Source organism: Azospirillum doebereinerae (assembly GCF_003989665.1).
Lineage (GTDB): Bacteria > Pseudomonadota > Alphaproteobacteria > Azospirillales > Azospirillaceae > Azospirillum > Azospirillum doebereinerae.
On record NZ_RZIJ01000005.1, the window covers coordinates 151,539 to 176,061 of the forward strand.

A 24,523-nucleotide genomic window follows, 5' to 3' on the forward strand; every position below is an offset into this window, starting at 1 on the left:
AGCCGGAGGGCGGGAAGAGGGCGGGTTCACGGTGTCAGGCACGGTCAAGGTCACTCACGCGCAGGATGGTGCCGGTCGGATCGCTGCGGCTGTCGAAGCGTTCGCTCCGCAGGGTCCATCCGCCGGCAACGGCGGTCAGTTCGTCGTCGAGCGCCTGGCCCTTGAGGAACAGCGCGGTGCCGCGCGATCCCAGGAACGGGAAGGACCAGCCGAGCAGGTCCGCCAGTGGGGCCAAGGCGCGGGCCGTCACGACGTCGGCTTCGATGCCGGTGACGGTTTCGATCCGCTTGTTGTGGACGGTCACCGTCACGCCGGCCGCGCGCGCGGCCTCGCGCAGGAAGACTGCCTTGCGGGAATCGCTTTCGATCAGGTGAACCTCCGGCACGCCGAGGATCGCCAGCACCAGACCGGGGAAGCCGGCGCCGCTGCCCAGATCGACCAGCACCCGTGTCGCGTCCGGCAGCAGCGGGAAGAGCTGGGCGGAATCCAGGAAGTGGCGGCGCCACAGATCCGGCAGGGTGGAGGGGCCGACCAAGTTGATCTTCGGCTGCCACTTGCGCAGCAGAACCTCGTAGGCCGAGAGGCGTTCCAGCGTTTCACGTGAAACACCGGTGGCCTCCTGGAAGGCGGTCACGTCGAATTGGTTCATCATTCCGCCGCCTGCAAGTCGCGCCGCTTCACGTGGCGCAGCAGCGCCACCAGCGCCGCCGGGGTCATGCCGGGAATGCGAGCCGCGGCCCCCAGCGTCGCCGGGCGTGACTGACGCAGCTTCTGCCGGATCTCGGCCGACAGGCTGCCGATGCCGTCGACGTCGAGCGTCTCGGGAAGGGCCAGCGCCTCGTCCTTGCGGAAGGCGCGGATGTCGGCCTCCTGGCGGCCGAGATAGCCGGCGTATTTGCCGTCGATCTCCAGCTGCTCGGCGATGTCCGGCGCGATCTCCGACAGCTCCGGCCACAGGCGGGCGAGGGCGGCGAGGTCCACGTCGGGGTAGCGCAGCAGATCGGCGGCGCTGCGGCGGACACCGTCCTGGTTCACCGCGATGCCCTGGCGCAGCAGCTCCGGCGGCGTCGCCTGAAGCGCGCCGACCAGCGCACGGCCGGCCTGCAAGGCGTCGCTCTTGGCGGCGAACACGTCGCGGCGGTGCGAGCCAACGCAACCGATGGCGACACCCTTGGCGGTCAACCGCTGGTCGGCGTTGTCGGCGCGCAGCAGCAGCCGGTATTCGGCGCGCGAGGTGAACATGCGGTAGGGCTCGTTGGTGCCGCGCCCGATCAGGTCGTCGATCAGCACGCCGATGTAGGCGTCGGCGCGGTCGAGCACGAAGCCTTCAGTCGAGCCGCCCGCCACCAGTGCGGCGTTGATCCCGGCCATCAGCCCCTGGGCCGCCGCCTCCTCATAGCCGGTGGTGCCGTTGATCTGGCCGGCGAGGAACAGGCGCGGCGCGCGGCGGGTCTCCAGCGTCGGCTTCAGTTCGCGCGGATCGACGTAGTCGTATTCGATGGCGTAGCCGGGCCGGATCATCACGGTCCGCTCCAGCCCCGGCATGCTCTTGAGAATGCCGAGCTGCACGTCGCGCGGCAGGGAGGTCGAGATGCCGTTCGGATAGACGGTGGGGTCGTCCAGCCCCTCGGGCTCCAGGAAGATCTGGTGCCGCTCCTTGTCGGCGAAGCGCACCACCTTGTCCTCGATGGACGGGCAATAGCGCGGGCCGGTGCCGGTGATCTGGCCGGAATACATCGGCGCCCGGTGCAGGTTGGCGCGGATCAGGTCGTGCGCTTCGGGCGTCGTCCAGGTGATCGCGCAATCGATCTGCGGCGTGTCGATGCGGTCCGTCAGATAGGAGAAGGGCGGCGGCGGGGTGTCGCCCGGCTGCTTCTCCAACGCGTCCCAATCGATGGTGCGCCCGTCGAGCCGGGGCGGCGTGCCGGTCTTCAGCCGGCCAAGCGGGAAGCCGAGCCGGGCCAGCGTGTCCGACAGCCCGAGCGCGGGCGCCTCGCCGACGCGGCCGGCGGGGGTGCGTTCCTCGCCGATGTGGATCAGGCCGCGCAGGAAGGTGCCGGTCGTCAGCACCACCGCCCCGGCGGCGATGGACTCGCCGGCCCCGGTGACGACACCGGCGATCCGCCCCTCGGCGTCGACGATCAGATCCTCGGCGCCGCCGGCCCCGATGGTCAGGTTGGGCTGTTCGGCCAGCAGGCTCTGCATGGCCTGACGGTAGAGCTTGCGGTCGGCCTGGGCGCGCGGGCCGCGCACGGCCGGTCCCTTGCTGCGGTTCAGAATGCGGAACTGGATGCCGCCCCGGTCGATGGCCTTGGCCATCACGCCGTCCAGGGCGTCGATCTCCCGCACCAGATGACCCTTGGCCAAGCCGCCGATGGCGGGGTTGCAGGACATCTCGCCGATGGTTTCGACCTTGTGGGTCAGCAGCAACGTGCGCGCGCCCATGCGCGCGGAGGCCGCCGCCGCTTCACAGCCGGCGTGACCGCCGCCGACAACGATGACATCGAATATACGCATGGGCGGGACCATAACCGAAGCGTCCCCTGACGCCAAGGGGTTGCTCCCCGACGCCGGACGCGGGTCACCGATGTTTCACGTGAAACACGGGCGTCCCGGTCCGGTCGGTTGCGGCTCATTTGCCGATGCAGAAATCCCGGAAGATGATCTCCAGCAGGTCTTCCACATCGACCCGCCCGGTGATGCGGCCTAGCGCCCGGCTGGCCAAGCGGATGTCCTCCGCCGCCAGCTCCGGCAAGGGCGCCGACAACGCGCGTTCCAGCGAAGCTCGGCATTCCTCCAGCGCGGCGCGGTGGCGCGCACGGGTCAGGGACGGGGTGCCGCCTACCGCCAGACGCTCCGCGCTAAACGCCGCCAAACACTTTTCAAGATCGACCAGACCGGCACCGCTGCGGGCGGAGACCGGAATAGGAGTCTGTCCACCGATCAGCGGAAGCGGGGAGTCGGACAGGTCGCGCTTGTTGACCGCCACCACCGTGTCCGCGTCGATGAGCGCCAGGGTGGCCGGGTCGAGGTCGGGCAGGGCGGTCGCGTCGAACACGGCGACCTTCACGTCGGCCCGGGCCGCCCGGTCGCGGGCGCGGCGGATGCCTTCCTCCTCGACCTCGTCGGCCGCCGCCTCGCGCAAGCCGGCCGTGTCGGCCAGCACCACGGGATAGCCGCCGAGATCGAGGTGCACTTCGATCACGTCGCGGGTGGTGCCGGCGCGGGCCGAGACGATGGCCGCGTCCCGCCGGGCGAGCGCGTTCAGCAGGCTGGACTTGCCGGCGTTGGGGGCGCCGACGATGGCGATGTGCAGCCCCTCGCGCAGCCGCTCGCCACGCCCGCCGTCGTCCAGATGCGCGGCAATCTCCGCGATCAGGCGTTCCACCACCGGCCGCACCGCGTCGGCGACACCGCCCGGCAAATCCTCGTCAGCGAAGTCGATGTCGGCTTCGATGTGGGCGAGGGCGCGGGTCAGCCGGTCCCGCCAGCCGTCGTAGAGTCGCCCCAGCGCGCCGTCCATCTGACGCAGGGCCTGCCGGCGTTGGGCGGTGGTCTCGGCGTCGATCAGGTCGGCGACCGCCTCGGCCTCCGTCAGGTCGAGCTTGCCGTTCTCGAAGGCGCGGCGGGTGAACTCGCCGGGCTCGGCAAGGCGCAGGCCGGGCAGGGCGGCCAGGGCCTCGATCACCCCGGTCACCACGGCCCGTCCGCCATGCAGGTGAAGCTCCACCACATCCTCGCCGGTGAAGCTGGCGGGCGCCGTGAAGCGCAACACCAGCGCGTCGTCGAGCGCGTCGCCGGTCGCGGGATCGCGCAAGGTCGCGAGGGTGGCACGGCGCGGTTCGGGCAGCGGCCGTCCGCTCAGCGCGGTGAGGGCGGATCCGGCGCCGGGGCCTGAAACGCGAACCACCGCCACACCGGAGCGTCCGGGGGCGGTGGCGAGCGCGAAAATCGTCGCGGTCATGTCTGTGTCGGATCCGGTCTCAGCCGCGCTGGTCGGGGCGAAGGGCGCGCTGCTCGGTCGTCAGCATCAGGCGGTCGACCCGGCGGCCTTCGACCATGTGGGTTTGCAGGATCTCGTCCACGTCGGCCGGGCTGCGGTAGGTGTACCAGACGCCGTCCGGGTAGATGACCAGGGTCGGCCCCAGTTCGCAGCGGTCCAGGCAGCCGGCGGAGTTGATCCGGACCTTGCCGTCGAAGCCCAGCTCGCGGGCGCGGGCCTTCATGTAATCGCGCAGCTTCTCCGCCCCGTGGGCGGCACAGGATCCGCGCTTGTGCCCATCGGGGCGGCGGTTCGTGCAGCAGAAGACGTGCGCTTCAAAATAAGGTTTCGGATCGCTCACTTTCGTCCTTCCTGGCCCAGGGCCGACGCCATCTGGGACCAAAACATCTTCTGCAACTGTTCCATTCCCTGGATGCCGGCGGGAAGCCAGGTCTTCAGCAGGGTTTCCGGGTCCATGGCGTGGAGGTTGGCGCGCATGCTCTCCTGGATGTCCTGCATGATGGCGTCCTGCATCGGCTTGACGTCCGGCAGGCCCAGGAAATGCCGGGCCTCCTCAGGCGTGCAGTCGATGTCCACGGTGATCTTCATGCCCGAGCCCTCCCGATGCGGACGGGCGGGGGTGCCCGTCGAAGGAAATTTTGGGGTTGAGCGCCGCATCGGCTCATGCCCCACTATACAGATAGGATGCATTGGCGCAACGCCACCACAGTGCCACCTTGTTGCCAAGCGCTTCACCGGGAACAACGGCTTTCAACGCCTCATCGATGGGACACCGCCATGACGGCCACTCCGCCGGGAACCAACCTGCTGGGCCGGGAAACCAGCCCCTACCTGCTCCAGCACAAGGACAACCCCGTTCACTGGATGCCTTGGGGACCCGAAGCCTTCGCCCGCGCCCGCGCCGAGAACAAGCCGGTCCTGCTGTCGGTCGGCTACGCCGCCTGCCACTGGTGCCACGTCATGGCCCATGAGAGCTTCGAGAACCCGGCCATCGCCGGGCTGATGAACGAGCTGTTCGTCAACATCAAGGTCGACCGCGAAGAACGGCCGGACGTGGACCACATCTACCAGTCGGCCTTGGCCTTGCTCGGGCAGCAGGGCGGCTGGCCGCTGACCATGTTCCTGACCGCCGACGCCGAGCCCTTCTGGGGCGGGACCTATTTCCCGCCCGCCCCGCGCTACGGCCGGGGCGGCTTTCCCGACGTGCTGCGCGGCGTCGCCGAGAGCTATGCGGAGGAACCCGACAAGGTGACCCGCAACGTCTCCGCCCTGAAGGCCGCGTTGGAAAGCCAGGCCGAGAACCGCGCCGCCGGGGCGATCGACCCGTCGATGCTCGACCAGATCGCGTCCCGGCTGGCGCGCGAGGTCGATCCGGTCCATGGCGGCATCGGCTCCGCGCCGAAATTCCCGCAGATGCCGCTGTTCGAGCTGCTGTGGCGGGCTTGGCAGCGCACCGGACAGGCGCCCTACCGCGAGGCGGTGGTGAACACGCTGGCGAACATGGCGCAGGGCGGCATCTACGACCATCTCGGCGGCGGCTTCGCGCGCTATTCGGTGGACGAACGCTGGCTGGCGCCGCATTTCGAAAAGATGCTCTACGACAACGCCGCGTTGGTCGACTTGATGACGCTGGTCTGGCAGGACGCGCGCGACCCGCTGCTGGAGGCACGCATCCGCGAGACCGTCGGCTGGGTGCAGCGCGAGATGATCGCGGAGGGCGGCGGCTTCGCCGCGACGCTCGACGCCGACAGCGAGGGGGAGGAGGGCCGCTTCTACGTCTGGAGCGAGACGGAGATCGACCGGCTGCTCGGCCCCGACGCGGGCTTCTTCAAGCAGGTCTACGACGTCACGCCGCACGGCAACTGGGAGGGAACCACGATCCTGAACCGGCTGGGCCGGCTGGAGCTGGCCGAGCCGGAGGCCGAGGCCCGGCTGGCGGCGAACCGCGAGACGCTGCTGCGGGCGCGGGCCAAGCGGGTGCGGCCGGGCTGGGACGACAAGGTGCTGGCCGACTGGAACGGGCAGATGATCGCGGCGCTCGTCCACGCCGGGCTGGCGCTGGACGAACCGGAATGGATCGACGCCGCCTGGCGGGCCTTCGCCTTCGTGCGCGACCGGATGAACGACGGCGGGAACCGGCTGCACCACAGCTGGCGGGCCGGGCAGTTGCGGACACCGGGCATGCTGGACGACTACGCCGGCATGGCGCGGGCCGCCCTGGCGCTGCACGATGCGACGGGGGATCCGGCGGCGCTCGATCAGGCGCGGGATTGGACGGCGGTGCTCGACGCCCATTTCTGGGACGCGGCGGCGGGCGGCTATTTCTTCACCGCCGACGACGCGGAAGGGCTGATCGTCCGCACCAAGAGCGCCTACGACAACGCCACCCCCAACGGCAACGGCACGATGCTGGCCGTGCTGGCGACCTTGTTCCAACGCACCGGGGAGGATGCCTACCGCGAACGCGCCGAGGCCGTGGCCGCCGCCTTTTCCGGCGAGTTGACGCGCAACTTCTTCCCGCTGACGACCTTCCTCAACGCCGTAGAGTTCCTGCACACGCCGACGCAGGTCGTCATCGTCGGCCCACCCAAGGCACCGGAGACCGAGGCGCTGCGCCGCGCCGTGCTGGACCGCTCGCTGCCGAACCGTATCCTGACCCTGCTGCCGCCTGGGGCGGATCTGCCGGCCGGTCATCCGGCGCAGGGAAAGGGCATGAAGGAGGGCCGGGCCACCGCCTATGTCTGCACCGGCACGACCTGCTCCGCACCGGTCACCAGCCCGGCGGATCTGGGCGGGGCGCTGCCGCGCCGCCAGCCCTGAGCCTCAAGGCCAAGTAAGGATAAGATAGGAGGACACCCATGGACCGCCGAACCGGACAGCTGACCGTAGACAGCCCGCTCGGGCCTCTGCGGCTGACCAGCCAGGACGGCGCCCTGACCGTGCTGGGTTGGGGACAGGCAGAGTGTGAAGCCTCCGACGCGGTGCTGGACGAGACGGCCCGGCAGTTGGAGGCGTATTTCGCCGGACGGCTTCACCGCTTCGACCTGCCGCTGAAACCGGCGGGGACGGCCTTCCGGCAAAGCGTCTGGGCGGCGATGCTGGCAATCCCCTATGGCGGCACCCTGACCTATGGCGGGGTGGCGCGTGTCTTGGGCAGCGCGCCGCGCGCGGTCGGCGGAGCCTGCGGAGCCAACCCGATCCCGGTCATCATCCCCTGTCACCGCATCCTGGGCGGGGGCGGCGCACCCGGCGGCTATTCGGGACAGGGCGGGCTGGAGACCAAGGCGTGGCTGCTCGACCTGGAGCGCCGCCACGCGCCCGAAGCGGCAAAGCCGGTCCCCCAGGCGGCGGTCCAGTTCGCGCTGCTCTGACACGCGGCATCCGACAAGAAAATCCAAACCGAAGGGAACGACACCATCATGGTTCATGCCATCCGCATCCACGAACAGGGCGGACCGGACGTCCTGCGCTGGGAGGAAATCGAGGTCGGGGAGCCCGGCCCCGGTCAGGCCCGAATTCGCCAGACGGCGGTCGGGCTGAACTACATCGACACCTACCACCGCTCCGGTGCCTACAAGCTGCCGAGCTTCCCGGCCATCCTCGGCACCGCCGCGACCGGCGTGGTCGAGGCGGTCGGCCCGGACGTGACGACGCTGAAGGCCGGCGACCGGGTCGGCTACGCGCCGCTGATCGGCGCCTACGCCGAAGCCCGGCTGGTTCCCGTCGACCGGCTGGTGCCGCTGCCGTCCTGGATGGACGAGCAGGCGACCGCCGCCATGCTGTTGCAGGGGCTGACCGCGCAGTATCTGCTGCGCTCGACCTACGCGGTGCAGCCCGGCGACACCATCCTGGTCCAGGCCGCCGCCGGCGGGGTCGGGTTGCTGCTGTGCCAATGGGCCAAGCATCTCGGCGCCACGGTCATCGGCACGGTCGGCTCCGACGAGAAGGCGGAACTCGCCAAGTCGCATGGCTGCGACCACACCATCGTCTACACCCGCGAGGATTTCGTCGCGCGGGTGAAGGATTTGACGGACGGGCAGGGCGTTCCCGTCGTCTACGACGGCGTCGGCAAGACCACCTTCCTGAAAGGTCTGGACTGCTTGCGCCCGCGCGGGCTGATGGCGCTGTTCGGGGCGGCGTCCGGCGCGCCGGAGCCGTTCGACCTCGGCCTGCTGGCGTCCAAGGGATCGCTCTACGTCACCCGCCCGACGCTGTACACCTACGTCGCCAAGCGCGAGGATTTGATGGGCGCGGCGGCAGACCTGTTCGACGCGGTGAAGGCCGGCGGCGTCAGCATCAAGGTCAACCAGAGCTTCCCACTCCGCGAGGCCGCCGCCGCGCACCGCGCGCTGGAAGCCCGCGAGACGACCGGCTCGACGGTGCTGTTGCCGTAAAAAGTCCTGCCTCGTTTGCCTCCTCACCAACCCTCTCCCGCTGACAAGCGGGGGAAGGGTTAGGGAGGGAGCAAGCGGGGCTGCACCCACTCCATCTTACTCCGCCAGCCAGAGCGGGCTCTTCAGCTTCTTGAGAAGCTCGCCGTGCGCGGCGGTCTCCTCCGCGCTGAGGGCGAAGATGCGGGCTTCGCGGAAGGGGCGGTCGATGCGGACCGAGGCAACGCCGCCCTTATTGACCGGACCGGAGGCAAGCGCCAGACCGGCCTGACGGCCGCCACGCAGCTCCAGATAGACTTCCGCCAGCAGCTGGGCGTCGAGCAAGGCGCCGTGCAGCGTGCGGCCGGCGTTGTCGACGCCGAAGCGCTTGCACAGCGCGTCGAGCGACGCGGGCGAGCCGGGGAACTTCTGCCGCGCCATCAGCAGCGTGTCGATGGCGCGTTCCTTCGGCATCGTCGGGTAGCCGGCGATCTTCAGCTCCCAATTCAGGAAGGTCATGTCGAAGGCGGCGTTGTGGATGACCAGCGGCGCGTCGCCGATGAAGGCGACGAACTCGGCGGCGACGTCGTTGAACAGCGGCTTGTCCGCCAGGAAGTCGGAACTCAGGCCGTGGACCGCGAAGGCCTCGGCCGGCATGTCGCGCTCGGGGTTCAGGTAGACGTGGAAGCGCTCGCCGGTGGCGACGTGGTTGACCAGCTCGATGCAGCCGATCTCGACCAACCGGTGTCCCTCCTCCGGCTTGAAGCCCGTGGTTTCGGTGTCGAGAACGATTTCACGCATGATGGACCTGCCCCATTTTCCCGAATTTGGGTTGGTACCCCCGCACCGGCCAATGCCGGCCGGGACGGTGCCGAACGGCGCGCAGAATGCACGCAAGCGCCCGCCGCGTCACCAGCCGACCGGCTCCGGTCGGAACGACGTGGTCGGCGCGCCGCCGCTTCTCGGCGTCAGGGGTCTGGCGCGCGAGGATTCCGGCGAACTTCTCCGGTGTCATGCCGGGGCGGGCGAGGACGCGGGCCTTCTGCACGACGAAGGGGGCGGAGACCACGACGGTTGCGTCAACCCGGCGCTCGCCCCCGGTCTCGAACAACAGCGGGATGTCGAGCACCACAACCTTCGCGCCGCGCCGCGCCGCGCGGGCGATGAAGTCGCGCTGCGTCGCCTGGACCATGGGGTGAAGGATCGCCTCCAGCCGGGTCAGCGCCGCCGGGTCGCGGAACACCGCCGCGCCCAGCGCCGGGCGGCTCACCGCCCCGTCGATGACGGCACCGGGAAAGGCGGCGTCGATGGCGGGAACGGCGCGGCCCCCCTTGGCCAGCAGCCCATGGACGACCGCGTCGGAATCGCAGACCGGCGCGCCCATCGCCGCCAGCATCCGCGCGGCCGTGCTCTTGCCCATGCCGATGGAGCCGGTGAGGCCAAGCACGATCATCGCCCAATCACCATCGCCGGCTCAGCCTTCCAGGACGATGCGGGCGAGATCCGGCGTCACCTCCGGCTCGACGCCGAACCACGCCTGGAAGCCAGGACGGGCCTGATGCAGCAGCATGCCCAGCCCGTCCACCGCCCGGTTGCCGCGCGACCGCGCCGCCACCAGCAGCGGCGTGTCGAGCGGCGTGTAGACGATGTCGTTGACGACCGCCGCAACGGGCAGGGCGCGCAGGTCGAGATCGAGCGGCGGATGCCCGGTCATGCCCTGGGTCGTGGTGTTGACCAGCAGGGCGGCGCCCTCCAGGGCGGTTTCACGTGAAACCCAATCCACCACCGCGATCGGACCGCCGATGTCCGCGGCCAGTTCCTCGGCCCGCGCGCGGGTGCGGTTGACGAGGCGGATCTCCGGCGCACCGGCGTCGAGCAGCGCCACGGCGACCGCGCGCGCGGCCCCACCGGCGCCGATCACCACGGCCGGACCCTGTTCGGCGCTCCAGTCGCGGCAGCCGGCCTTGACGTTCTCAAGGAAGCCGAAACCATCGGTGTTGCCGCCCTCCAGCGTGCCGTCCGCGTGGACGACGATGGTGTTGACGGCGCCCATGCGCCGGGCCGTCGCGTCGAGCCGGTCGACGGTGCGGAAGGCGATCTCCTTGAACGGCACCGTGACGTTGCAGCCACGAAAGCCCAAAGCGGGCAGGGCGCGGATCGCCTGTTCGGCGCGCTCGGGCGGCACCGCCAGCGGCACATAGGCGCCGTCGATTCCGTAGCGCTCCAGCCAATGCCCGTGCAGCCGGGGGGAGCGTGAATGCCCGATCGGCCAGCCCATCACGCCGGCCAGCCTCGCCTTGCCGCTGATCGTCATTCCGTTCCCACTCCGTGCACGCGCAGAAACCCGAGCAGCGGCAGCAGCGGCAGCCCGAGGATGGTGAAGAAGTCGCCCTCGACCTTCTGGAACAGCTGGGCGCCCAAACCTTCCAACTGATAGGCGCCGACCGAATGCAGCACCTCCTCGCCGGCCCGGTCGAGGTAGTCGTCGAGAAAGGCCTCGCTGAACCAGCGCATGGTCAGCTTGGCGCGGTCCACCTTGTGCCAAAGCCGCTGGCCGTCGCGCAGGACCACCGCGCAGCTCACAAGCTGGTGGGTCTTGCCGCGCAGGCTCAGCAACTGGTCGCGGGCGCCGGCGCGGTCGGCCGGCTTGTCGAACCAGATTCCCTCGCAATCCAGCATCTGGTCGGCGCCGATCACCAGCGCGCCCGGATGGCGGCGGGTCACGCGCTGCGCCTTCAGCTCGGCCAGGGCCTCGGCCACGGCGTCGGCGGGGACGCCCTCGGCGCGGCCGGCGAGCTTCACCTCCTCCTCGTCCACCAGAGGCTTGTCGAGGATGGCGGTCAGCCCGGCGCGTTCCAGCATGGCGGCCCTGGTCCGCGACCCGGACGCCAGCACCAGCGCCGGCTGGGTTGGCGGGCTCATCAGATGCCGCCTTCGGGCTTGCGCCCGTCCGGCATCAGGCCGGTGCTCTGGCGGCGGGCGAGCAGCATCATGATCTCCGAGGCCGTCTCCTCGATGGAGCGGCGCGACACGTTGATGACCGGCCATTTGTGGCGGCTGAACAGGCGGCGCGCCTCGGCCACCTCGTTGCGCACGATCTCCGGGTCGGCGTAGTCGGAATCCTCGCCCTGGTTCAGCAGCTTCAGCCGGTTGCGGCGGATCTGGACCAGCTGGTCGGGGTCCTTGGTCAGCCCGACGATCAGCGGGCGGGTCAGCAGGCTGATTTCCGGCGGCAGGGTGGTGCCCGGCACCAGCGGGATGTTGGCCGCCTTGATGCCCCGGTTCGCCAGATAGATGCAGGTCGGCGTCTTCGACGTGCGCGACACGCCGATCAGCACCACGTCGGCCTCGTGCAAATCCCAGTTCGACTGGCCGTCGTCGTGGGACAGCGCGAAGTCCACCGCGTCCATGCGGCTGAAGTACTCCGCGTCCAGCGCGTGCTGGCGGCCGGGCTGACGCTGGGATTCGACGCCGAGGAAGGCGGCGAGCGCGTTGATCAGCGGATCGAGAACCGGAATGCAGGGAACCTGCAGCTCGCGGCAGAAATCCTGGAGCCTGCGGCGAAGCGTCTCATCCACCAGCGTGAACATGACGAGCCCGTGGTTGTCCTTGATCCCCTCCAGCACGAGATCGAGCTGCCGGTCGGTCCGCACGAGGTTCCAGAAATGCTCGACCGGGCGCACATCGTCGAACTGGATCACGCAGGCGCGCGCCACGCTGTTGATCGTCTCGCCCGTCGCATCGGACACGAGATGTAGATGGAACTGTTTCATCCGTCCCCAACATGCTGTGGAGAAAACGGCGTCTTTTGTGGACAACCGGATCCCCCTCGATTCCATCCGGAAACCGGGACTCCCCCTCCCCCTCTCGGCCCCCTGCGGAACAACTCCGCCGAACGGTCCGCGAGACGGGAGAATCCCCGGATCCCCGCCTTGTTATCCACGGGATTCCCGCGCTTCCACCTATAGCATTTCCGCCGTTTCCGGGGGTAGCCCTCCGAATCGTCCACAGGCTGCCGCACAGCCCCGGATCCGGCCCCGGATCTGTGGATGGATTCGTGGACGACGGGGATTACCGTTATCCACAGGCACCCACTACATCCTCTTCCTTTCCAACCTAAAAAAAAAAGAATAGTGAAGGGGGACAAAGAAACCCGATCCGGGAACGCATCGCCTTGTCCGTCACCAGCCTGCCCGACACCGCCGCCAAGCCCGCCCTCAAGCCGATGCTCGCCGCCTTGGCGGGCGAGACGCGCGCGCGTCCGCCCTTCTGGCTGATGCGGCAGGCCGGCCGCTACCTGCCGGAATACCGCGAGCTGCGGGCCAAGGCGGGCGGCTTCCTCGACCTCTGCTACACGCCCGACTTCGCCGTCGAGGTGACCTTGCAGCCGCTGCGCCGCTACGGCATGGACGCGGCCATCCTGTTCTCCGACATCCTGGTGGTGCCGCACGCCCTGGGCCAGCCGTTGGCCTATCTGGAAGGGGAGGGGCCGAAGCTCGATCCGATCCGTAACGTCGAGGAGCTGTCCCGCCTGTCGCGCGACCGCTTCCACGAGACGCTGGCGCCGGTCTACGAGACGGTCCGCCGGCTGTCCGGTGCCATCCCCGCCGACACCACGCTGATCGGCTTCGCGGGGGCTCCTTGGACCATTGCGTGCTACATGGTCGAGGGGGGCGGGTCGAAGGAGTACGCCCACGTCAAGCGCTGGGCCTACGGCGACCCTGTCGGCTTCGCCCGGTTGATGGATTTGCTGGTCGAGGTGACCGCCGACTACCTCTGCGCCCAGATCGACGCCGGGGCGGAGGTCGTGCAGCTGTTCGACAGCTGGGCGGGGGTCCTGCCGATCGGTCCGTTCCGCCGCTGGGTGATCGAGCCGACGCGCCGCATCGTGGCGCTGGTCAAGGAACGCCACCCGACCGTGCCGGTGATCGGCTTCCCGCGCGGGGCGGGGCACGCCTACGAGGACTACGTGTCGGACAGCGGGGTGGACGCCGTCGGGCTCGACACCACCGTGTCGCCGCTGTGGGCCGCGCGCAACCTCCAGAGCCGGCTGCCGGTGCAGGGCAACCTCGACCCGATCCTGCTGGCGACCGGCGGCAAGGCGCTGCGCGACGGGGCCGACGAGATCCTGGACGCGCTGTCGGCCCGGCCCTTCGTGTTCAACCTGGGCCACGGCGTCATCCAGACGACCCCGCCGGAGAACGTCGCCGCCCTGGCCGAACAGCTGCGCCGCTGGCCCGAGCGCGGGTAAGGACCGACAGAAACTCGGCGAGGGGGCTGGACACGGGCACGGCGAGGCTCCAGTTTACCGGACCATGTCCGCTTCCCAGCCCCATCCGCGACGCGTCGCCGTCGTCCTGTTCAACCTCGGCGGCCCCGACGCCCCCGAGGCGGTGCGCCCGTTCCTGTTCAACCTGTTCGCGGATCCGGCCATCATCCGGTTGCCGAACCCGTTCCGGTTCCTGGTCGCCAGCCTGATCTCCAAGCGGCGGGCCAAGCCGGCGACGGAGATTTACGCGCATCTTGGCGGCAAGTCGCCGCTGCTGGAAAACACCCAGGCGCAGGCGGCGGCGCTGCAGGAGCGGCTCGGATCTGCCCCCGGATCCGGTGCCGGATCCGCCGGGCTGGACGGCGTCGAGTCGCGCGTCTTCGTCGCGATGCGCTACTGGCACCCGATGAGCGCGGAGACGGCGTCGCAGGTGAAGGCCTACGACCCGGATCTGGTCGTGCTTCTGCCGCTCTACCCGCAATTCTCCACCACCACCACGGCGTCGAGCGCCAAGGCGTGGCGCGAGGCGGCCGACACGGTGGGGCTGACCGCGCCGACGCGGCTGCTCTGCTGCTACCCGACCGAGGCCGGCTTCATCGACGCGACCGCCGACCGGATCCGCCCGCTCTACACGGCGGCGGCGCGCCACGGCACCCCGCGCGTCCTGTTCTCCGCCCATGGGCTGCCGAAGAAGATCGTCGCGTCCGGCGATCCCTACCAGTGGCAGTGCGAGCGGACGGCGGAGTCCATCGCCGCGGCGCTGGGCATCGACGACCTCGACTGGGTCAACTGCTACCAGAGCCGCGTCGGCCCGATGGAGTGGATCGGCCCCAGCACCGACGCCGAGATCCGCCGGGCAGGTCAGGAGGGACGGCCCATCCTTGTGGTGCCGATGGCCTTCGTGTCGGAGCATTCCGAGACGCTGGTCGAGATCGAGATCGAGTACCGCCACCTCGCCAAGGAAGCCGGGGTGCCGCACTTCGCCCGCGTGCCGACGGTGGGGGTGGCGCCGCCCTTCATCGACGGGCTGGCGCGGCTCGTGAGGCAATCGGTGGCCAACGACCGGCCGGTCTGCGCCCAGTACGGCGACCGGATCTGCCCGGCGCATTTCTCCGGCTGCCCGCAGGGCCGCCGCTAACCGCAAGACATGGGTTGAGGGGGCTTCCGGTGCTGTATCTGTGGATCAAGGCGCTGCACGTCATCAGCATCATCGCCTGGATGGCCGGTCTGCTGTATTTGCCGCGCCTGTTCGTCTACCACACCCAGGCCGCCCCCGGATCCGAGGCGTCGGAGACCTTCAAGGTCATGGAACGGCGCCTGCTGCGCGCCATCATGGACCCGGCGATGACCGCCGCCTACGTCTTCGGCATCACGATGCTCGTGCTGGAGCCGGCCTGGATGAAGCAGGGCTGGCTGCACGCCAAGCTCCTGTTCGTGCTGCTGCTGACCGCCAGCCACATCCTGATGGGCCGCTGGCAGAAGGACTTCGCGCTCGATCGCAACACCCGGCCCCAGCGCTTCTATCGCATCGTCAACGAGGTGCCGACGCTGCTGATGATGGGCATCGTCGTCTTCGTCATCGTCAAACCCTTCTGAACAGGCCTTGTCGAACAGGGTTGAAAACGTGGCGGAAAGATGCATGGGCGGTTCCGCTTTCGTTTGACTTGATGCCGTCGATCCGATAATCCTTTCAACACCACGGGGTTTTCGCCCCATGGCACCCCACACCCACATCTGCCGATCCGACGCTCTGTTCTTGAGCCGGGCAGGGTGGCTGGCGAGTCCGTTCCGCTCGTCCACCACGCCATCCGCCGCCCAACCGACGCGACCGCTTCCACGCGAAGCGCGGTCGGCCGGATTTTTCAGGCACTCCCCCGCAAAGCCCCATCCGACGATGATTCCACAGGCATTCCCATGCATCTCCAAGAGCTGAAGTGCAAAAGCCCCGCCGAACTTCTGGCGTTCGCGGAGGAGCTGCAGATCGAAAACGCCAGCACCCTGCGCAAGCAGGACATGATGTTCGCGATCCTCAAGCAGCTGGCCGAAAACGACGTGCCGATCTTCGGCGACGGGGTGTTGGAGGTTCTTCAGGACGGTTTCGGTTTTCTACGCTCGCCTGAGTCCAATTACCTGCCGGGTCCCGACGACATCTACGTCAGCCCGAGCCAAGTGCGCCGTTTCAGCCTGCGCACCGGCGACACGGTGGAGGGGCAGATCCGGTCCCCCAAGGACGGCGAGCGCTACTTCGCCCTGCTCAAGGTCAACACGATCAACTTCGACGCGCCCGACAAGGTCCGTCACCGCATCAACTTCGACAACCTGACGCCGCTCTACCCCGAAGAGCGCATCCGGATGGAGGTCGAGGACCCCACCAAGAAGAACCTGACCGGCCGCATCGTCGATCTGGTCTCGCCGCTCGGCAAGGGGCAGCGCGGCCTGATCGTGGCGCCGCCGCGCACCGGCAAGACGGTGATGCTGCAGAACATCGCGCATTCCGTCGCCACCAACCACCCGGAAGCCTACCTGATCGTCCTGCTGATCGACGAGCGTCCGGAAGAAGTCACCGACATGGCCCGCTCGGTGCGCGGCGAGGTCATCAGCTCGACCTTCGACGAACCGGCGACCCGCCACGTCCAGGTCGCCGAGATGGTCATCGAGAAGGCCAAGCGGCTGGTCGAGCACAAGCGCGACGTCGTCATCCTGCTGGACTCGATCACCCGTCTCGCCCGCGCCTACAACACCGTCGTGCCGTCGTCGGGCAAGGTGCTGACCGGCGGCGTCGACGCCAACGCGCTGCAACGGCCCAAGCGCTTCTTCGGCGCCGCGCGCAACGTGGAGGAGGGCGGGTCGCTGACCATCATCGCCACCGCGCTGATCGACACCGGCAGCCGCATGGACGAGGTGATCTTCGAAGAGTTCAAGGGCACCGGCAACTCGGAAATCGTGCTGGACCGCAAGCTCTCCGACAAGCGCACCTTCCCGGCCATCGACATCTCCAAGTCGGGCACCCGCAAGGAGGAACTGCTGGTCGACAAGGGCACCATGTCGAAGATGTGGATCCTGCGCCGCATCCTGATGCCGATGGGCGTGACCGACGCGGTCGACTTCCTGGTCGACAAGCTCAAGCACACCAAGTCGAACGGCGAGTTCTTCGAAAGCATGAACCAGTAGTTCGACCCGGATCCGGAGGTAAAAACTCCGGGCATGAAAAAGGCGAGGGGCTTTGCGGCCTCTCGCCTTTTTCATGCTCGCTGTTCCGCTTGGGCGGTGCCGGACCGGATCCGGCCTCGCCCGAGCGGAAGACGGCAGCCTTAGAACGGGGGCTGCTGCGGCTCGGTGCCGCCGGCCTGGGGAGCGGCGGCGGCGCCTTGGCGGTGGTACAGGTCGGCGAAGTCGATCGGGTTGACCATCAGCGGCGGGTAGCCGCCGTCGCGGGTCGCCGAGGACACGATGGCGCGCGCGAAGGGGAACAGCATGCGCGGGCCTTCGATCATCAGCACCGGACGGTGATGCTCCTGCGGCAGGCCCGGCAGCTGGAACAGGCCGCCGTAGGACAGCTCGACGATGAAGGCGACGCCCTCGCCCTGGCGGGCCTCGCAGCGCAGCTGCAGGGTCACCTCGTAGACGTCCTCGCCGACCATCTGGGCCTGGACGTCGACGCCGATGTTGACCTGGGGCTGCGGCTGGTTGGGCAGCAGGCTCTGCGGCGCGTTGGGGTTCTCGAAGGACAGGTCCTTCACATACTGGGCCAGGACGTGCATCGGCAGCGAAGACGCCTGGGACGATTGCTCGGCGCCGTTGCTCAGCTGATCGGACATAACGGACTCCTGGATCGCCGGTCCGGCCGTCGAGACGGCGGCGGGCGGTGATGGTTCGGGGTGGAAAAAGGGTTCGCGGAATGGCTGGCTAGCACGGATCCGCCACCCTGCCAACGGAAAGCGCTCAGCCCCGCTCCGGGCCGCCCGGCCGGCGGTTTCCCCACTGGGAATCCTCCAGCCGGCGGGTGTCGGCGGGGTCGGCCGCCGGGTCCTCCGACACGTCGCGGTAGTCGCCGTCGATCACGCCCGGCGGCGGCGGGAAGGGCTGGCCGGGCCGGGGACCGCCGCCGAAGCCCGGACCGGATCCGGGGGCAGATCCGGCCCCGGATCCGGCCGCCGGACGGCCGAAACCGGGGCCGCCGAACATTGGAAAAGCGCCCTTTCCGACCATCCGGGCCAGCAGCCAGCGGCCCAGGCCCCGGCGCAGCGGGCGGATCAGCAGGGCGATCGCGACCAGATCGCTCAAGAACCCCGGAACGATCAGCAGGATGCCGGCGATGACCTCGCAGAAGCCGTCGAGCACCGCGCCGATCGGCGCTTGGCCCCCCGCCGTGGCGGTCTGGGCGCGGGTCAGCGCGGCGAGGCCTCGGTGACGCACCAGAAAAACGCCGACCACGGCGGACAGGAGCAAGAGTCCGATGGTCGGTCCGGCGCCGATCCAGTCGCCGACCTGGATGAAACCGACGATCTCCAGGATCGGCAGGAGGAGGATCAACAGCAGGGGATTCATGGCTGTCCTTGCTCTTCGGGCTTTCAGGCCCTATCTACACTGGGCTAGGACGTCCGGTCGATGATTTGGACGTCCGCGTGTTCGGTGGCTCGGGTTACACGTAATGTGGCCGTGCCGGTCGGTCCAGGGGGCGGCGCGTCCCGAATGGGCCTCATGAACCGGAACGCATGAAAGCGGGCCTGGAATCGGAAGGATCGGACGATGGGAGATGGGTTCGTGTTCATCGAGATCATAATTTTCGCGATGATCGCGGCGTTCCTCGTCTATCGGCTGCGCAGCGTCCTCGGCCGCCGCACCGGCGAGGAGCAGCAGCGGCCGAATCCCTTCACCGCGCGGCCCAACCAGCCCGACAACGTCGTGACGCTGCCCGACCGCAACCGCCCGCGTCCCGATGCCGCACCCCTGTCGGACGAGCCGGTCTCGCTGGCCGTGGCGCTGGAGCAGATCAAGGCCGCCGACCCCAGCTTCGACGAGAAGCATTTCCTGGAGGGCGCCAAGGCCGCCTTCCAGATGATCGTCGAGGCCTTCGCCCGCGGTGACACGGCGGCGCTGCGTCCACTGCTGGCTGACGACGTCTACGAGAACTTCGCCCGCGCCATCCGTGACCGCCAAGCCGCCGGCGAGCAGTACGAGACCCGCGTCGACCTCGTCCGCGAGGCCGACGTGGTCGAGGCCAAGCTCGGCGCCGACCACACCGCGCGGGTCACGGTCAAGCTGGTCTCCGACCAGATGAACGTGCTGCGCGACCGCAACGGCGCCGTGATCGACGGCGATCCCGACGCGGTGGTCGAGGCGACCGACGTCTGGACCTTCGCCCGCAACACCCGCGCCCGCGATCCCAACTGGGCGCTGGTCGAGACGCGCGTCACCAATTGATCGCGCAAAGCCGGGGACGCGGCCTTGCCCTTTTCGGGGTCTTGGCGCTGTCCCTTGCCGCCTGCGACCGCAAGGAGGAGGCCAAGGCCCCTCCGCCGCCCGAGGCGCTGACCCTCACCCCCGTCGCCTTCACCGACCTGCCGGGCTGGACCGCCGACCGTGTGGCCGAGGCGCTTCCAGCTCTGGACCGCTCCTGCGGCCGGTTCGCCGCGTTGCCGCCGGACCGCCCGGTCGGGCCGAGCGCGGTGGGCGGCAAGGCCGCTGACTGGCGGGGCCCTTGCGCCGCCCTGGCCGCCGTTCCCAAGGGCGACGACGGTGCCGCCCGTGCCTTCTTCCAGGCGCAGTTCACCCCCTACGCCGCCGCCAACAACGACGACCGCAAGGGCCTCTTCACCGGCTATTACGAGGTCGAGCTGGAGGGCAGCCGCGCCCCGGATCCGGCCTACCCGGTGCCGCTCTACAAGCGCCCGGCGGATCTGGTCATGGTCGATCTCGGCGAGTTCGCCGAGCGCTGGAAGGGCGAGCGCACCGCCGGTCGCGTCGTCGACGGCCGGCTGAAGCCCTTCGAGGACCGCGCCGCCATCGAGGCCGGCGCGCTGCGCGGCAAGGGGCTGGAACTGGTCTGGCTCAAGGACCCGGTCGCCACCTTCTTCCTGCACATCCAGGGGTCCGGCCGGATCCGCCTTGCCGACGGCGGCGAGATGCGGGTCGGCTACGCCGGGCAGAACGGGCACAAATACGTCGCCATCGGCAAGGCGCTGATCGACCGGGGCGAGCTGAAACGGGAGGAGGTCTCGTTGCAGACCATCCGCGCGTGGCTGGCCGCCCATCCCGATCAAGCGGCGGCCCTGATGAACACGAACCCGTCCTTCGTCTTTTTCCAGACCCTGACGGGCGACGGACCCATCGGCGCGCAGAACGTGGCGCTGACGCCGGGGCGCAGCCTCGCGGTGGATTCCAAGTTTTTGCCGTACGGCGCGCCGGTCTGGCTCGACGCCGAAGACCCGCTCGACAGCGCGCGGCCCCTGCAACGGCTGCTGATCGCCCAGGACACCGGGGGTGCCATTCGCGGCCCGGTGCGCGGCGACGTGTTCTGGGGCCACGGCGCGGAGGCCGAACAGCGGGCCGGCGTCATGAAGAGTCGGGGCGGCTATTTCCTGCTGCTGCCGAAGACGGTGACGGTCGTTGCTCAGAAATAGGGTGGGCTGACATGGAAAGGGCGCCGGATCCGGTGTCCGGCGCCCTCAATGTTTCACGTGGATCGGAACCGCGCGTGGATCACGCCGGATTGATCATCCGGCCCAGGTTGCGCCCGGCCAGGATGTGGATGTGCAGATGCGGCACGTCCTGGTTCGCGTCCGTGCCGCAGTTCGACAGCACGCGGTAACCCGTTTCGGCCGCCCCGACCTCGCGGGCGATGCTACCGACGGTGCGGAACAGATCGGTGACCTCGGCGTCCGAGGCGTTGGCGGTGAAATCGTCCATGTCCACATAGGCGCCCTTCGGGATCACCAGGATGTGGGTCGGCGCCAGCGGCTGGATGTCGTGGAAGGCCAGCGTGTGCTCGGTCTCGCGGACCTTCTTCGAGGGGATTTCCCCGCGCAGGATGCGGGCGAAGACGTTGTTCGGGTCGTAGCTCTTGGCCATGGGGTTCGCTGTCCTCCTTGGTCGTGCCGCGCCGGTCCTTAGGACTTGCGGGCCTTCTTTTCGTCGATGCCGCTGGTTCCCTCGCGCTGGCCCAGCTTTTCCCACACCTCGGCCGGATCCAGCCCGGCGTCGGCCCACAGCACCATCAGGTGATAGAGCAGGTCGGCCGACTCCGCCGCGAGCGCCGCCTTGTCGCCGCGCACGGCCTCCAGGATGGCCTCGACGGCCTCCTCGCCGACCTTCTGGGCGATCTTGGCGGTGCCCCGGCTGTAGAGCTTGGCGGTGTAGGAGCTTTCCGGGTCGCCGCCCTTGCGCGACAGCACGGTGGCGTAGAGCCGGTCGAGCACCTCGGCCGAGGCGGCGGGCGCCTTACCGGACTTGCCGTCACCCATGGCTCGCGGCCTCCCGAGCCGGAACGGCCGGGCGCACCGGGATGCCGGCGGCGCCCAGCGCGGCCTTGGCCTGCCCGATGGTGTAGGTGCCGAAATGGAAAATCGAGGCGGCGAGCACGGCGGTGGCGTGGCCCTCGCGGATTCCCTCCACCAGATGGTCGAGTGTGCCGACGCCGCCCGACGCGATCACCGGCACCCGCAGGGAATCGGCGACCTTGCGGGTCAGCTCCAGGTCGAAGCCGCTCTTGGTGCCGTCGCGGTCCATCGAGGTCAGCAGGATCTCGCCGGCTCCCAGCGATTCCATGCGCTTGGCCCACTCCACCGCGTCGATGCCGGTGGCGTTGCGGCCGCCATGGGTGAAGACCTCCCACCGGCCGGGCGCGACCCGCTTGGCGTCGATGGCGACGACGATGCACTGCGCGCCGAACTTCTCGGCCGCTTCCTGCACGAACTCCGGCCGGTGGATGGCGGCGGTGTTGATCGACACCTTGTCGGCGCCGGCCAGCAGCAGCTTGCGGATGTCCTCGACCACGCGGACGCCGCCGCCGACGGTCAGCGGCATGAACACCTGTTCGGCGGTGCGGCGCACCACGTCGTAGATGGTGTCGCGGTTCTCGTGGCTGGCGGTGATGTCGAGGAAGGTCAGCTCGTCGGCCCCCTCGCGGTCGTAGACGCGGGCCTGCTCGACGGGGTCGCCGGCGTCCACCAGATCGACGAAGTTGACCCCCTTGACGACCCGGCCGTCCTTGACGTCCAGGCAGGGGATGACGCGCATCTTCAGCATCAGTCGGCGTCCTCGACGGCGGGGGCGGAGAGAAGCTCCAGGGCTTCCCGAGGGTCGATCCGCCCATCGTAGAGCGCCCGGCCGCAGATGACGCCCTCGATGCCGGTGTCCTCCTCGACCTTCAGCGCGCGCAGATCCTCCATCGACGACACGCCGCCCGACGCGATGACCGGCGTCGTCAGGTGGAAGGCGAGGTCGGAGGTGGATTCCACGTTGACGCCGCCCATGGCGCCGTCGCGGTTGATGTCGGTGTAGATGATGGCGGCGACGCCGCAATCCTCGAATTTCAGCGCCAGGTCGAGCGCCTTGATGTCCGAGGTCTCGGCCCAGCCGGCGACCGCGACGTAGCCTTCCCGCGCGTCGATGCCGACGGCGACCTTGCCGGGGAACTCGCGGCAGGCGGCCTTGACCAGCTCCGGGTCGCGCAGCGCGACGGTGCCGAGGATGACGCGGCTGACGCCCTTCTCCAGCCACATCCCGATGGTCTTCAGGTCGCGGATGCCGCCGCCGAGCTGGACCGGGATGGTCACGGCCTTGAGGATGCTCTCCACGGCGGCGCCGTTCACCGGCTTACCCTCGAAGGCGCCGTTGAGGTCGACCAGATGGAGCCATTCGAAGCCCTGGCTCTGGAACAGCCGGGCCTGGTCGCCGGGGTCGGTGTTGAAGACCGTGGCCTGGCTCATCTCGCCGCGCAGCAGGCGGACGCAGGCACCGTCCTTGAGGTCGATGGCGGGGTAGATGATCATCGCGGCGTCTCGTCCTGTGGCGTGGCTTGATCGAGGTCTTTGGAATAATAGTGGCCGGCGAGGGGGGCGCCCTTCACCAGCGCGTAGAAGGGGTGGGTGCCCCAGCGCTTGAAGCCCAGCGTCTCGTAGAGCGAGATCGCCGCCTCCTGGGTCGCGCGGACGTCCAGGTTGAGGGTGCGGAAGCCGCAGGCGCGCGCCTCGGCCTCGACCGCTTGCGTCAACCGACGGGCCAGACCGTGGCCGCGCGCCCAGGGCGCGACGAAGGCGGTGGTCAGCGACGCGGCGTGGGCCTGCGCCTCGTTGTTGCGCGGCGGCTTGACCAGCTGGGCGGATCCGGCGATCACCCCGTCCAGCCGGGCGACGAACAGGATGCGCTCGGGCACGACCAGCACGCCCTTCCAGTAGCGTTCCATCACGTCGCGCGGCGGCGGCTCGACCCAGCCGAAGCCGCCGCCCGCCTTGATGGCGTCGTCGGCGGCGTCGCACAGATCGTGCAGATCGCCGGTCTTGAGCGTTTCGACCCGCTCGATGGCGCTGTCGGCCATCGTCAGGCCTTCCAGCGCAGGAAGTTGGCGATCAAAGCGAGGCCGGTCGCCTGGCTCTTTTCCGGGTGGAACTGGGTGCCGACCAGATTGTCGCGCCCGACCACCGCGGCGAACGGCCCGCCGTATTCGGCGGACGCGATCATCGTGTCGGGATCGGCCAGCTTGAACTGGTAGGAATGGACGAAATAGGCGTGGGCGCCCTCCGGCAGTCCGGCCAGCACCGGGTGGGGGTGGCGGATGTTCAGCTCGTTCCAGCCCATGTGCGGGATCTTCAGCGCCGGGTCGGCCGGTTCCAGCTTGACCACCTCGCCGGGCAGCCAGCCCAGCCCCTCGGTGACGCCGTATTCGCGGCCGCGCTCGGCCATCAGCTGCATGCCGACGCAGATGCCCAGGAAGGGGCGTGCGCGGCGGTGGACGACCTCCTCCAGCGCGTCGAGCATGCCGGGCACTTCCGACAGGCCGCGCTTGCAGTCGGCGAAGGCGCCGACGCCGGGAAGCACGATGCGGTCGGCGCGGCGCACCGCGTCGGCGTCGGCGGTGACGAGGATGGTGTAGGAGGCTTCGGCCTCGCCGGCGGCCCGCTCGATCGCCTTGGCGGCGGAGCGCAGGTTGCCGGAGCCGTAGTCGATCAGCGCGACCGTTTCCATGGACGTCAAGAACCCCAGTCAGAAGCGGCGGTGGTTGTCCCGCCTTGATGCGTTGCCCGCCTTACAGGGACCCGCCCAGCGTGCCCTTGGTGGACGGAACGGCGTCGCGTTTGCGCGGGTCGATCTCGATCCCGGCGCGCAGCGCGCGGGCGAGCGCCTTGTAGCAGCTTTCCACGATGTGGTGGTTGTTCTCGCCGTACAGGGTCTCGACGTGCAGCGTCACCCCGGCGGCCATGGCGAAGGCCTGGAACCACTCGCGGAACAGCTCGGTGTCGAAATCGCCGATCTTGTCGCGGGTGAAGGCGACCTTCCAGATCAGGTAGGGCCGGTTGGAGAAGTCCAGAGCCACGCGGGTCAGCGTCTCGTCCATCGGCAAGTAGGCGTGGCCGTAGCGCTGGATGCCCTTGCGGTCGCCCAGCGCCTTGGCCACCGCCATGCCGATGGCGATGCCGCTGTCCTCGGTCGTGTGGTGGAAGTCGATGTGCAGGTCGCCGTCGGCGCGCACCATCAGATCCATCAGGCTGTGGCGCGACAGCTGCTCCAGCATGTGGTCGAGGAAGCCGATGCCGGTCTTCACGTCGTAGACGCCGGTGCCGTCCAAATCCACCGCCACCCGGATCCGGGTCTCGGTCGTGTTCCGCTCGATCGTGGCGCGGCGGGCGCCGGGGGAAGGGCTCTGGTCCATGACGATTTTGT

Annotated in this window: 28 protein-coding genes; 9 read left to right on the forward strand and 19 right to left on the reverse strand. The window is 69.2% G+C overall.

The features are described from left to right. Positions 1-34: 34 nt before the first annotated feature. From rsmG to EJ913_RS08775, 5 genes are all read right to left on the reverse strand, one after another. Positions 35-649 carry a 16S rRNA (guanine(527)-N(7))-methyltransferase RsmG gene (gene rsmG, locus EJ913_RS08755; RefSeq protein WP_126997112.1) on the reverse strand — a complete coding sequence of 205 codons (615 nt, stop codon included), beginning with the start codon at positions 647-649 and terminating at the stop codon, positions 35-37. Further along, a complete protein-coding gene (mnmG, locus tag EJ913_RS08760; RefSeq protein WP_185909719.1) occupies positions 649-2,517 on the reverse strand; it encodes a tRNA uridine-5-carboxymethylaminomethyl(34) synthesis enzyme MnmG in 1,869 nt (622 codons plus the stop codon). The genes rsmG and mnmG overlap by 1 nt, the downstream gene beginning before the upstream one ends. Positions 2,518-2,632: 115 nt before the next feature. After that, the gene (gene mnmE, locus EJ913_RS08765) at positions 2,633-3,964 is read right to left on the reverse strand and encodes a tRNA uridine-5-carboxymethylaminomethyl(34) synthesis GTPase MnmE (protein ID WP_126996833.1); all 1,332 of its coding nucleotides are present in this window, start codon (positions 3,962-3,964) and stop codon (positions 2,633-2,635) included. A 19-nt stretch (positions 3,965-3,983) separates the two neighbouring features. Further along, positions 3,984-4,343, reverse strand: a complete 360-nt coding sequence (locus tag EJ913_RS08770; RefSeq protein WP_126996835.1) for a (2Fe-2S) ferredoxin domain-containing protein — start codon at positions 4,341-4,343, stop codon at positions 3,984-3,986. After that, positions 4,340-4,591, reverse strand: coding sequence for a DUF6489 family protein (locus EJ913_RS08775; RefSeq protein WP_126996837.1), 252 nt, complete (start codon positions 4,589-4,591; stop codon positions 4,340-4,342). The genes EJ913_RS08770 and EJ913_RS08775 overlap by 4 nt, the downstream gene beginning before the upstream one ends. Before the next feature lie 189 nt (positions 4,592-4,780). Here EJ913_RS08775 and EJ913_RS08780 point away from each other — a divergent pair, with 189 nt between their 5' ends. Genes EJ913_RS08780 through EJ913_RS08790 form a run of 3 tightly spaced genes read left to right on the forward strand, consistent with a single transcriptional unit; the run spans position 4,781 to position 8,397 of the window. Beyond that, on the forward strand, positions 4,781-6,823 hold the full coding sequence (locus tag EJ913_RS08780; protein ID WP_126996839.1) for a thioredoxin domain-containing protein: 2,043 nt from the start codon (positions 4,781-4,783) through the stop codon (positions 6,821-6,823). A gap of 38 nt (positions 6,824-6,861) precedes the next feature. Then, on the forward strand, positions 6,862-7,374 hold the full coding sequence (locus EJ913_RS08785; RefSeq protein ID WP_126996841.1) for a methylated-DNA--[protein]-cysteine S-methyltransferase: 513 nt from the start codon (positions 6,862-6,864) through the stop codon (positions 7,372-7,374). Between the two features lie 48 nt (positions 7,375-7,422). After that, positions 7,423-8,397 (forward strand): quinone oxidoreductase family protein, encoded by a 975-nt coding sequence (locus EJ913_RS08790; protein ID WP_126996843.1) that lies wholly within the window; start codon positions 7,423-7,425, stop codon positions 8,395-8,397. A gap of 96 nt (positions 8,398-8,493) precedes the next feature. On the opposite strand, the gene dnaQ is transcribed toward EJ913_RS08790, so the two are convergent. From dnaQ to EJ913_RS08815, 5 genes are read right to left on the reverse strand one after another with little or no spacing between them, the layout of a single operon-like run. Further along, the gene (dnaQ, locus tag EJ913_RS08795; RefSeq protein ID WP_126996844.1) at positions 8,494-9,174 is read right to left on the reverse strand and encodes a DNA polymerase III subunit epsilon; all 681 of its coding nucleotides are present in this window, start codon (positions 9,172-9,174) and stop codon (positions 8,494-8,496) included. Then, the gene (gene coaE, locus EJ913_RS08800; RefSeq protein WP_126996846.1) at positions 9,167-9,826 is read right to left on the reverse strand and encodes a dephospho-CoA kinase; all 660 of its coding nucleotides are present in this window, start codon (positions 9,824-9,826) and stop codon (positions 9,167-9,169) included. The genes dnaQ and coaE overlap by 8 nt, the downstream gene beginning before the upstream one ends. Positions 9,827-9,847: 21 nt before the next feature. Further along, positions 9,848-10,687: a shikimate dehydrogenase gene (locus EJ913_RS08805; protein WP_185909720.1), complete on the reverse strand. Its 840-nt coding sequence runs from the start codon at positions 10,685-10,687 to the stop codon at positions 9,848-9,850. After that, complete coding sequence (locus EJ913_RS08810) at positions 10,684-11,295, reverse strand: Maf family protein (protein WP_126996848.1); 612 nt, start codon at positions 11,293-11,295, stop codon at positions 10,684-10,686. Before EJ913_RS08810 ends, EJ913_RS08805 begins: the two co-directional genes overlap by 4 nt. After that, the gene (locus EJ913_RS08815; protein WP_126996850.1) at positions 11,295-12,146 is read right to left on the reverse strand and encodes a pyruvate, water dikinase regulatory protein; all 852 of its coding nucleotides are present in this window, start codon (positions 12,144-12,146) and stop codon (positions 11,295-11,297) included. The genes EJ913_RS08810 and EJ913_RS08815 overlap by 1 nt, the downstream gene beginning before the upstream one ends. Positions 12,147-12,598: 452 nt before the next feature. Between EJ913_RS08815 and hemE the strand changes: the two genes are divergently transcribed. From hemE to rho, 4 genes are all read left to right on the forward strand, one after another. Next, complete coding sequence (gene hemE / locus EJ913_RS08820; protein ID WP_126997116.1) at positions 12,599-13,624, forward strand: uroporphyrinogen decarboxylase; 1,026 nt, start codon at positions 12,599-12,601, stop codon at positions 13,622-13,624. Positions 13,625-13,688: 64 nt separating this feature from the next. Further along, a complete protein-coding gene (hemH, locus tag EJ913_RS08825; protein WP_126996852.1) occupies positions 13,689-14,780 on the forward strand; it encodes a ferrochelatase in 1,092 nt (363 codons plus the stop codon). A 29-nt stretch (positions 14,781-14,809) separates the two neighbouring features. Further along, positions 14,810-15,238, forward strand: a complete 429-nt coding sequence (gene hemJ / locus EJ913_RS08830; RefSeq protein ID WP_126996854.1) for a protoporphyrinogen oxidase HemJ — start codon at positions 14,810-14,812, stop codon at positions 15,236-15,238. Between the two features lie 318 nt (positions 15,239-15,556). Then, positions 15,557-16,813 (forward strand): transcription termination factor Rho, encoded by a 1,257-nt coding sequence (gene rho / locus EJ913_RS08835; protein ID WP_126996856.1) that lies wholly within the window; start codon positions 15,557-15,559, stop codon positions 16,811-16,813. A 140-nt stretch (positions 16,814-16,953) separates the two neighbouring features. On the opposite strand, the gene secB is transcribed toward rho, so the two are convergent. Continuing rightward, the gene (gene secB / locus EJ913_RS08840) at positions 16,954-17,460 is read right to left on the reverse strand and encodes a protein-export chaperone SecB (protein WP_126996858.1); all 507 of its coding nucleotides are present in this window, start codon (positions 17,458-17,460) and stop codon (positions 16,954-16,956) included. 124 nt (positions 17,461-17,584) lie between these two features. Then, on the reverse strand, positions 17,585-18,190 hold the full coding sequence (locus tag EJ913_RS08845) for an FxsA family protein (RefSeq protein ID WP_126996860.1): 606 nt from the start codon (positions 18,188-18,190) through the stop codon (positions 17,585-17,587). Between the two features lie 201 nt (positions 18,191-18,391). Here EJ913_RS08845 and EJ913_RS08850 point away from each other — a divergent pair, with 201 nt between their 5' ends. Together EJ913_RS08850 and mltA are read left to right on the forward strand one after the other, a co-directional pair. Next, positions 18,392-19,066, forward strand: a complete 675-nt coding sequence (locus EJ913_RS08850) for a Tim44/TimA family putative adaptor protein (RefSeq protein ID WP_126996862.1) — start codon at positions 18,392-18,394, stop codon at positions 19,064-19,066. Between the two features lie 41 nt (positions 19,067-19,107). Beyond that, positions 19,108-20,265, forward strand: coding sequence for a murein transglycosylase A (gene mltA, locus EJ913_RS08855; RefSeq protein WP_238521073.1), 1,158 nt, complete (start codon positions 19,108-19,110; stop codon positions 20,263-20,265). Positions 20,266-20,344: 79 nt separating this feature from the next. On the opposite strand, the gene EJ913_RS08860 is transcribed toward mltA, so the two are convergent. From EJ913_RS08860 to hisB, 7 genes are all read right to left on the reverse strand, one after another. Further along, on the reverse strand, positions 20,345-20,713 hold the full coding sequence (locus tag EJ913_RS08860) for a histidine triad nucleotide-binding protein (protein WP_126996866.1): 369 nt from the start codon (positions 20,711-20,713) through the stop codon (positions 20,345-20,347). A gap of 38 nt (positions 20,714-20,751) precedes the next feature. Next, positions 20,752-21,105, reverse strand: coding sequence for a phosphoribosyl-ATP diphosphatase (locus EJ913_RS08865; protein WP_126996868.1), 354 nt, complete (start codon positions 21,103-21,105; stop codon positions 20,752-20,754). Further along, positions 21,098-21,889, reverse strand: a complete 792-nt coding sequence (gene hisF / locus EJ913_RS08870; RefSeq protein WP_126996870.1) for an imidazole glycerol phosphate synthase subunit HisF — start codon at positions 21,887-21,889, stop codon at positions 21,098-21,100. Before hisF ends, EJ913_RS08865 begins: the two co-directional genes overlap by 8 nt. Further along, positions 21,889-22,635, reverse strand: a complete 747-nt coding sequence (gene hisA, locus EJ913_RS08875) for a 1-(5-phosphoribosyl)-5-[(5-phosphoribosylamino)methylideneamino]imidazole-4-carboxamide isomerase (protein ID WP_126996872.1) — start codon at positions 22,633-22,635, stop codon at positions 21,889-21,891. The genes hisF and hisA overlap by 1 nt, the downstream gene beginning before the upstream one ends. Further along, positions 22,632-23,180: a GNAT family N-acetyltransferase gene (locus tag EJ913_RS08880; RefSeq protein ID WP_126996874.1), complete on the reverse strand. Its 549-nt coding sequence runs from the start codon at positions 23,178-23,180 to the stop codon at positions 22,632-22,634. Before EJ913_RS08880 ends, hisA begins: the two co-directional genes overlap by 4 nt. A gap of 2 nt (positions 23,181-23,182) precedes the next feature. After that, on the reverse strand, positions 23,183-23,827 hold the full coding sequence (hisH, locus tag EJ913_RS08885; RefSeq protein WP_126996876.1) for an imidazole glycerol phosphate synthase subunit HisH: 645 nt from the start codon (positions 23,825-23,827) through the stop codon (positions 23,183-23,185). Positions 23,828-23,888: 61 nt separating this feature from the next. Beyond that, entirely contained in the window at positions 23,889-24,512 is a 624-nt protein-coding gene (hisB, locus tag EJ913_RS08890; protein WP_126996878.1) for an imidazoleglycerol-phosphate dehydratase HisB, read from the reverse strand. Positions 24,513-24,523 lie beyond the last annotated feature (11 nt).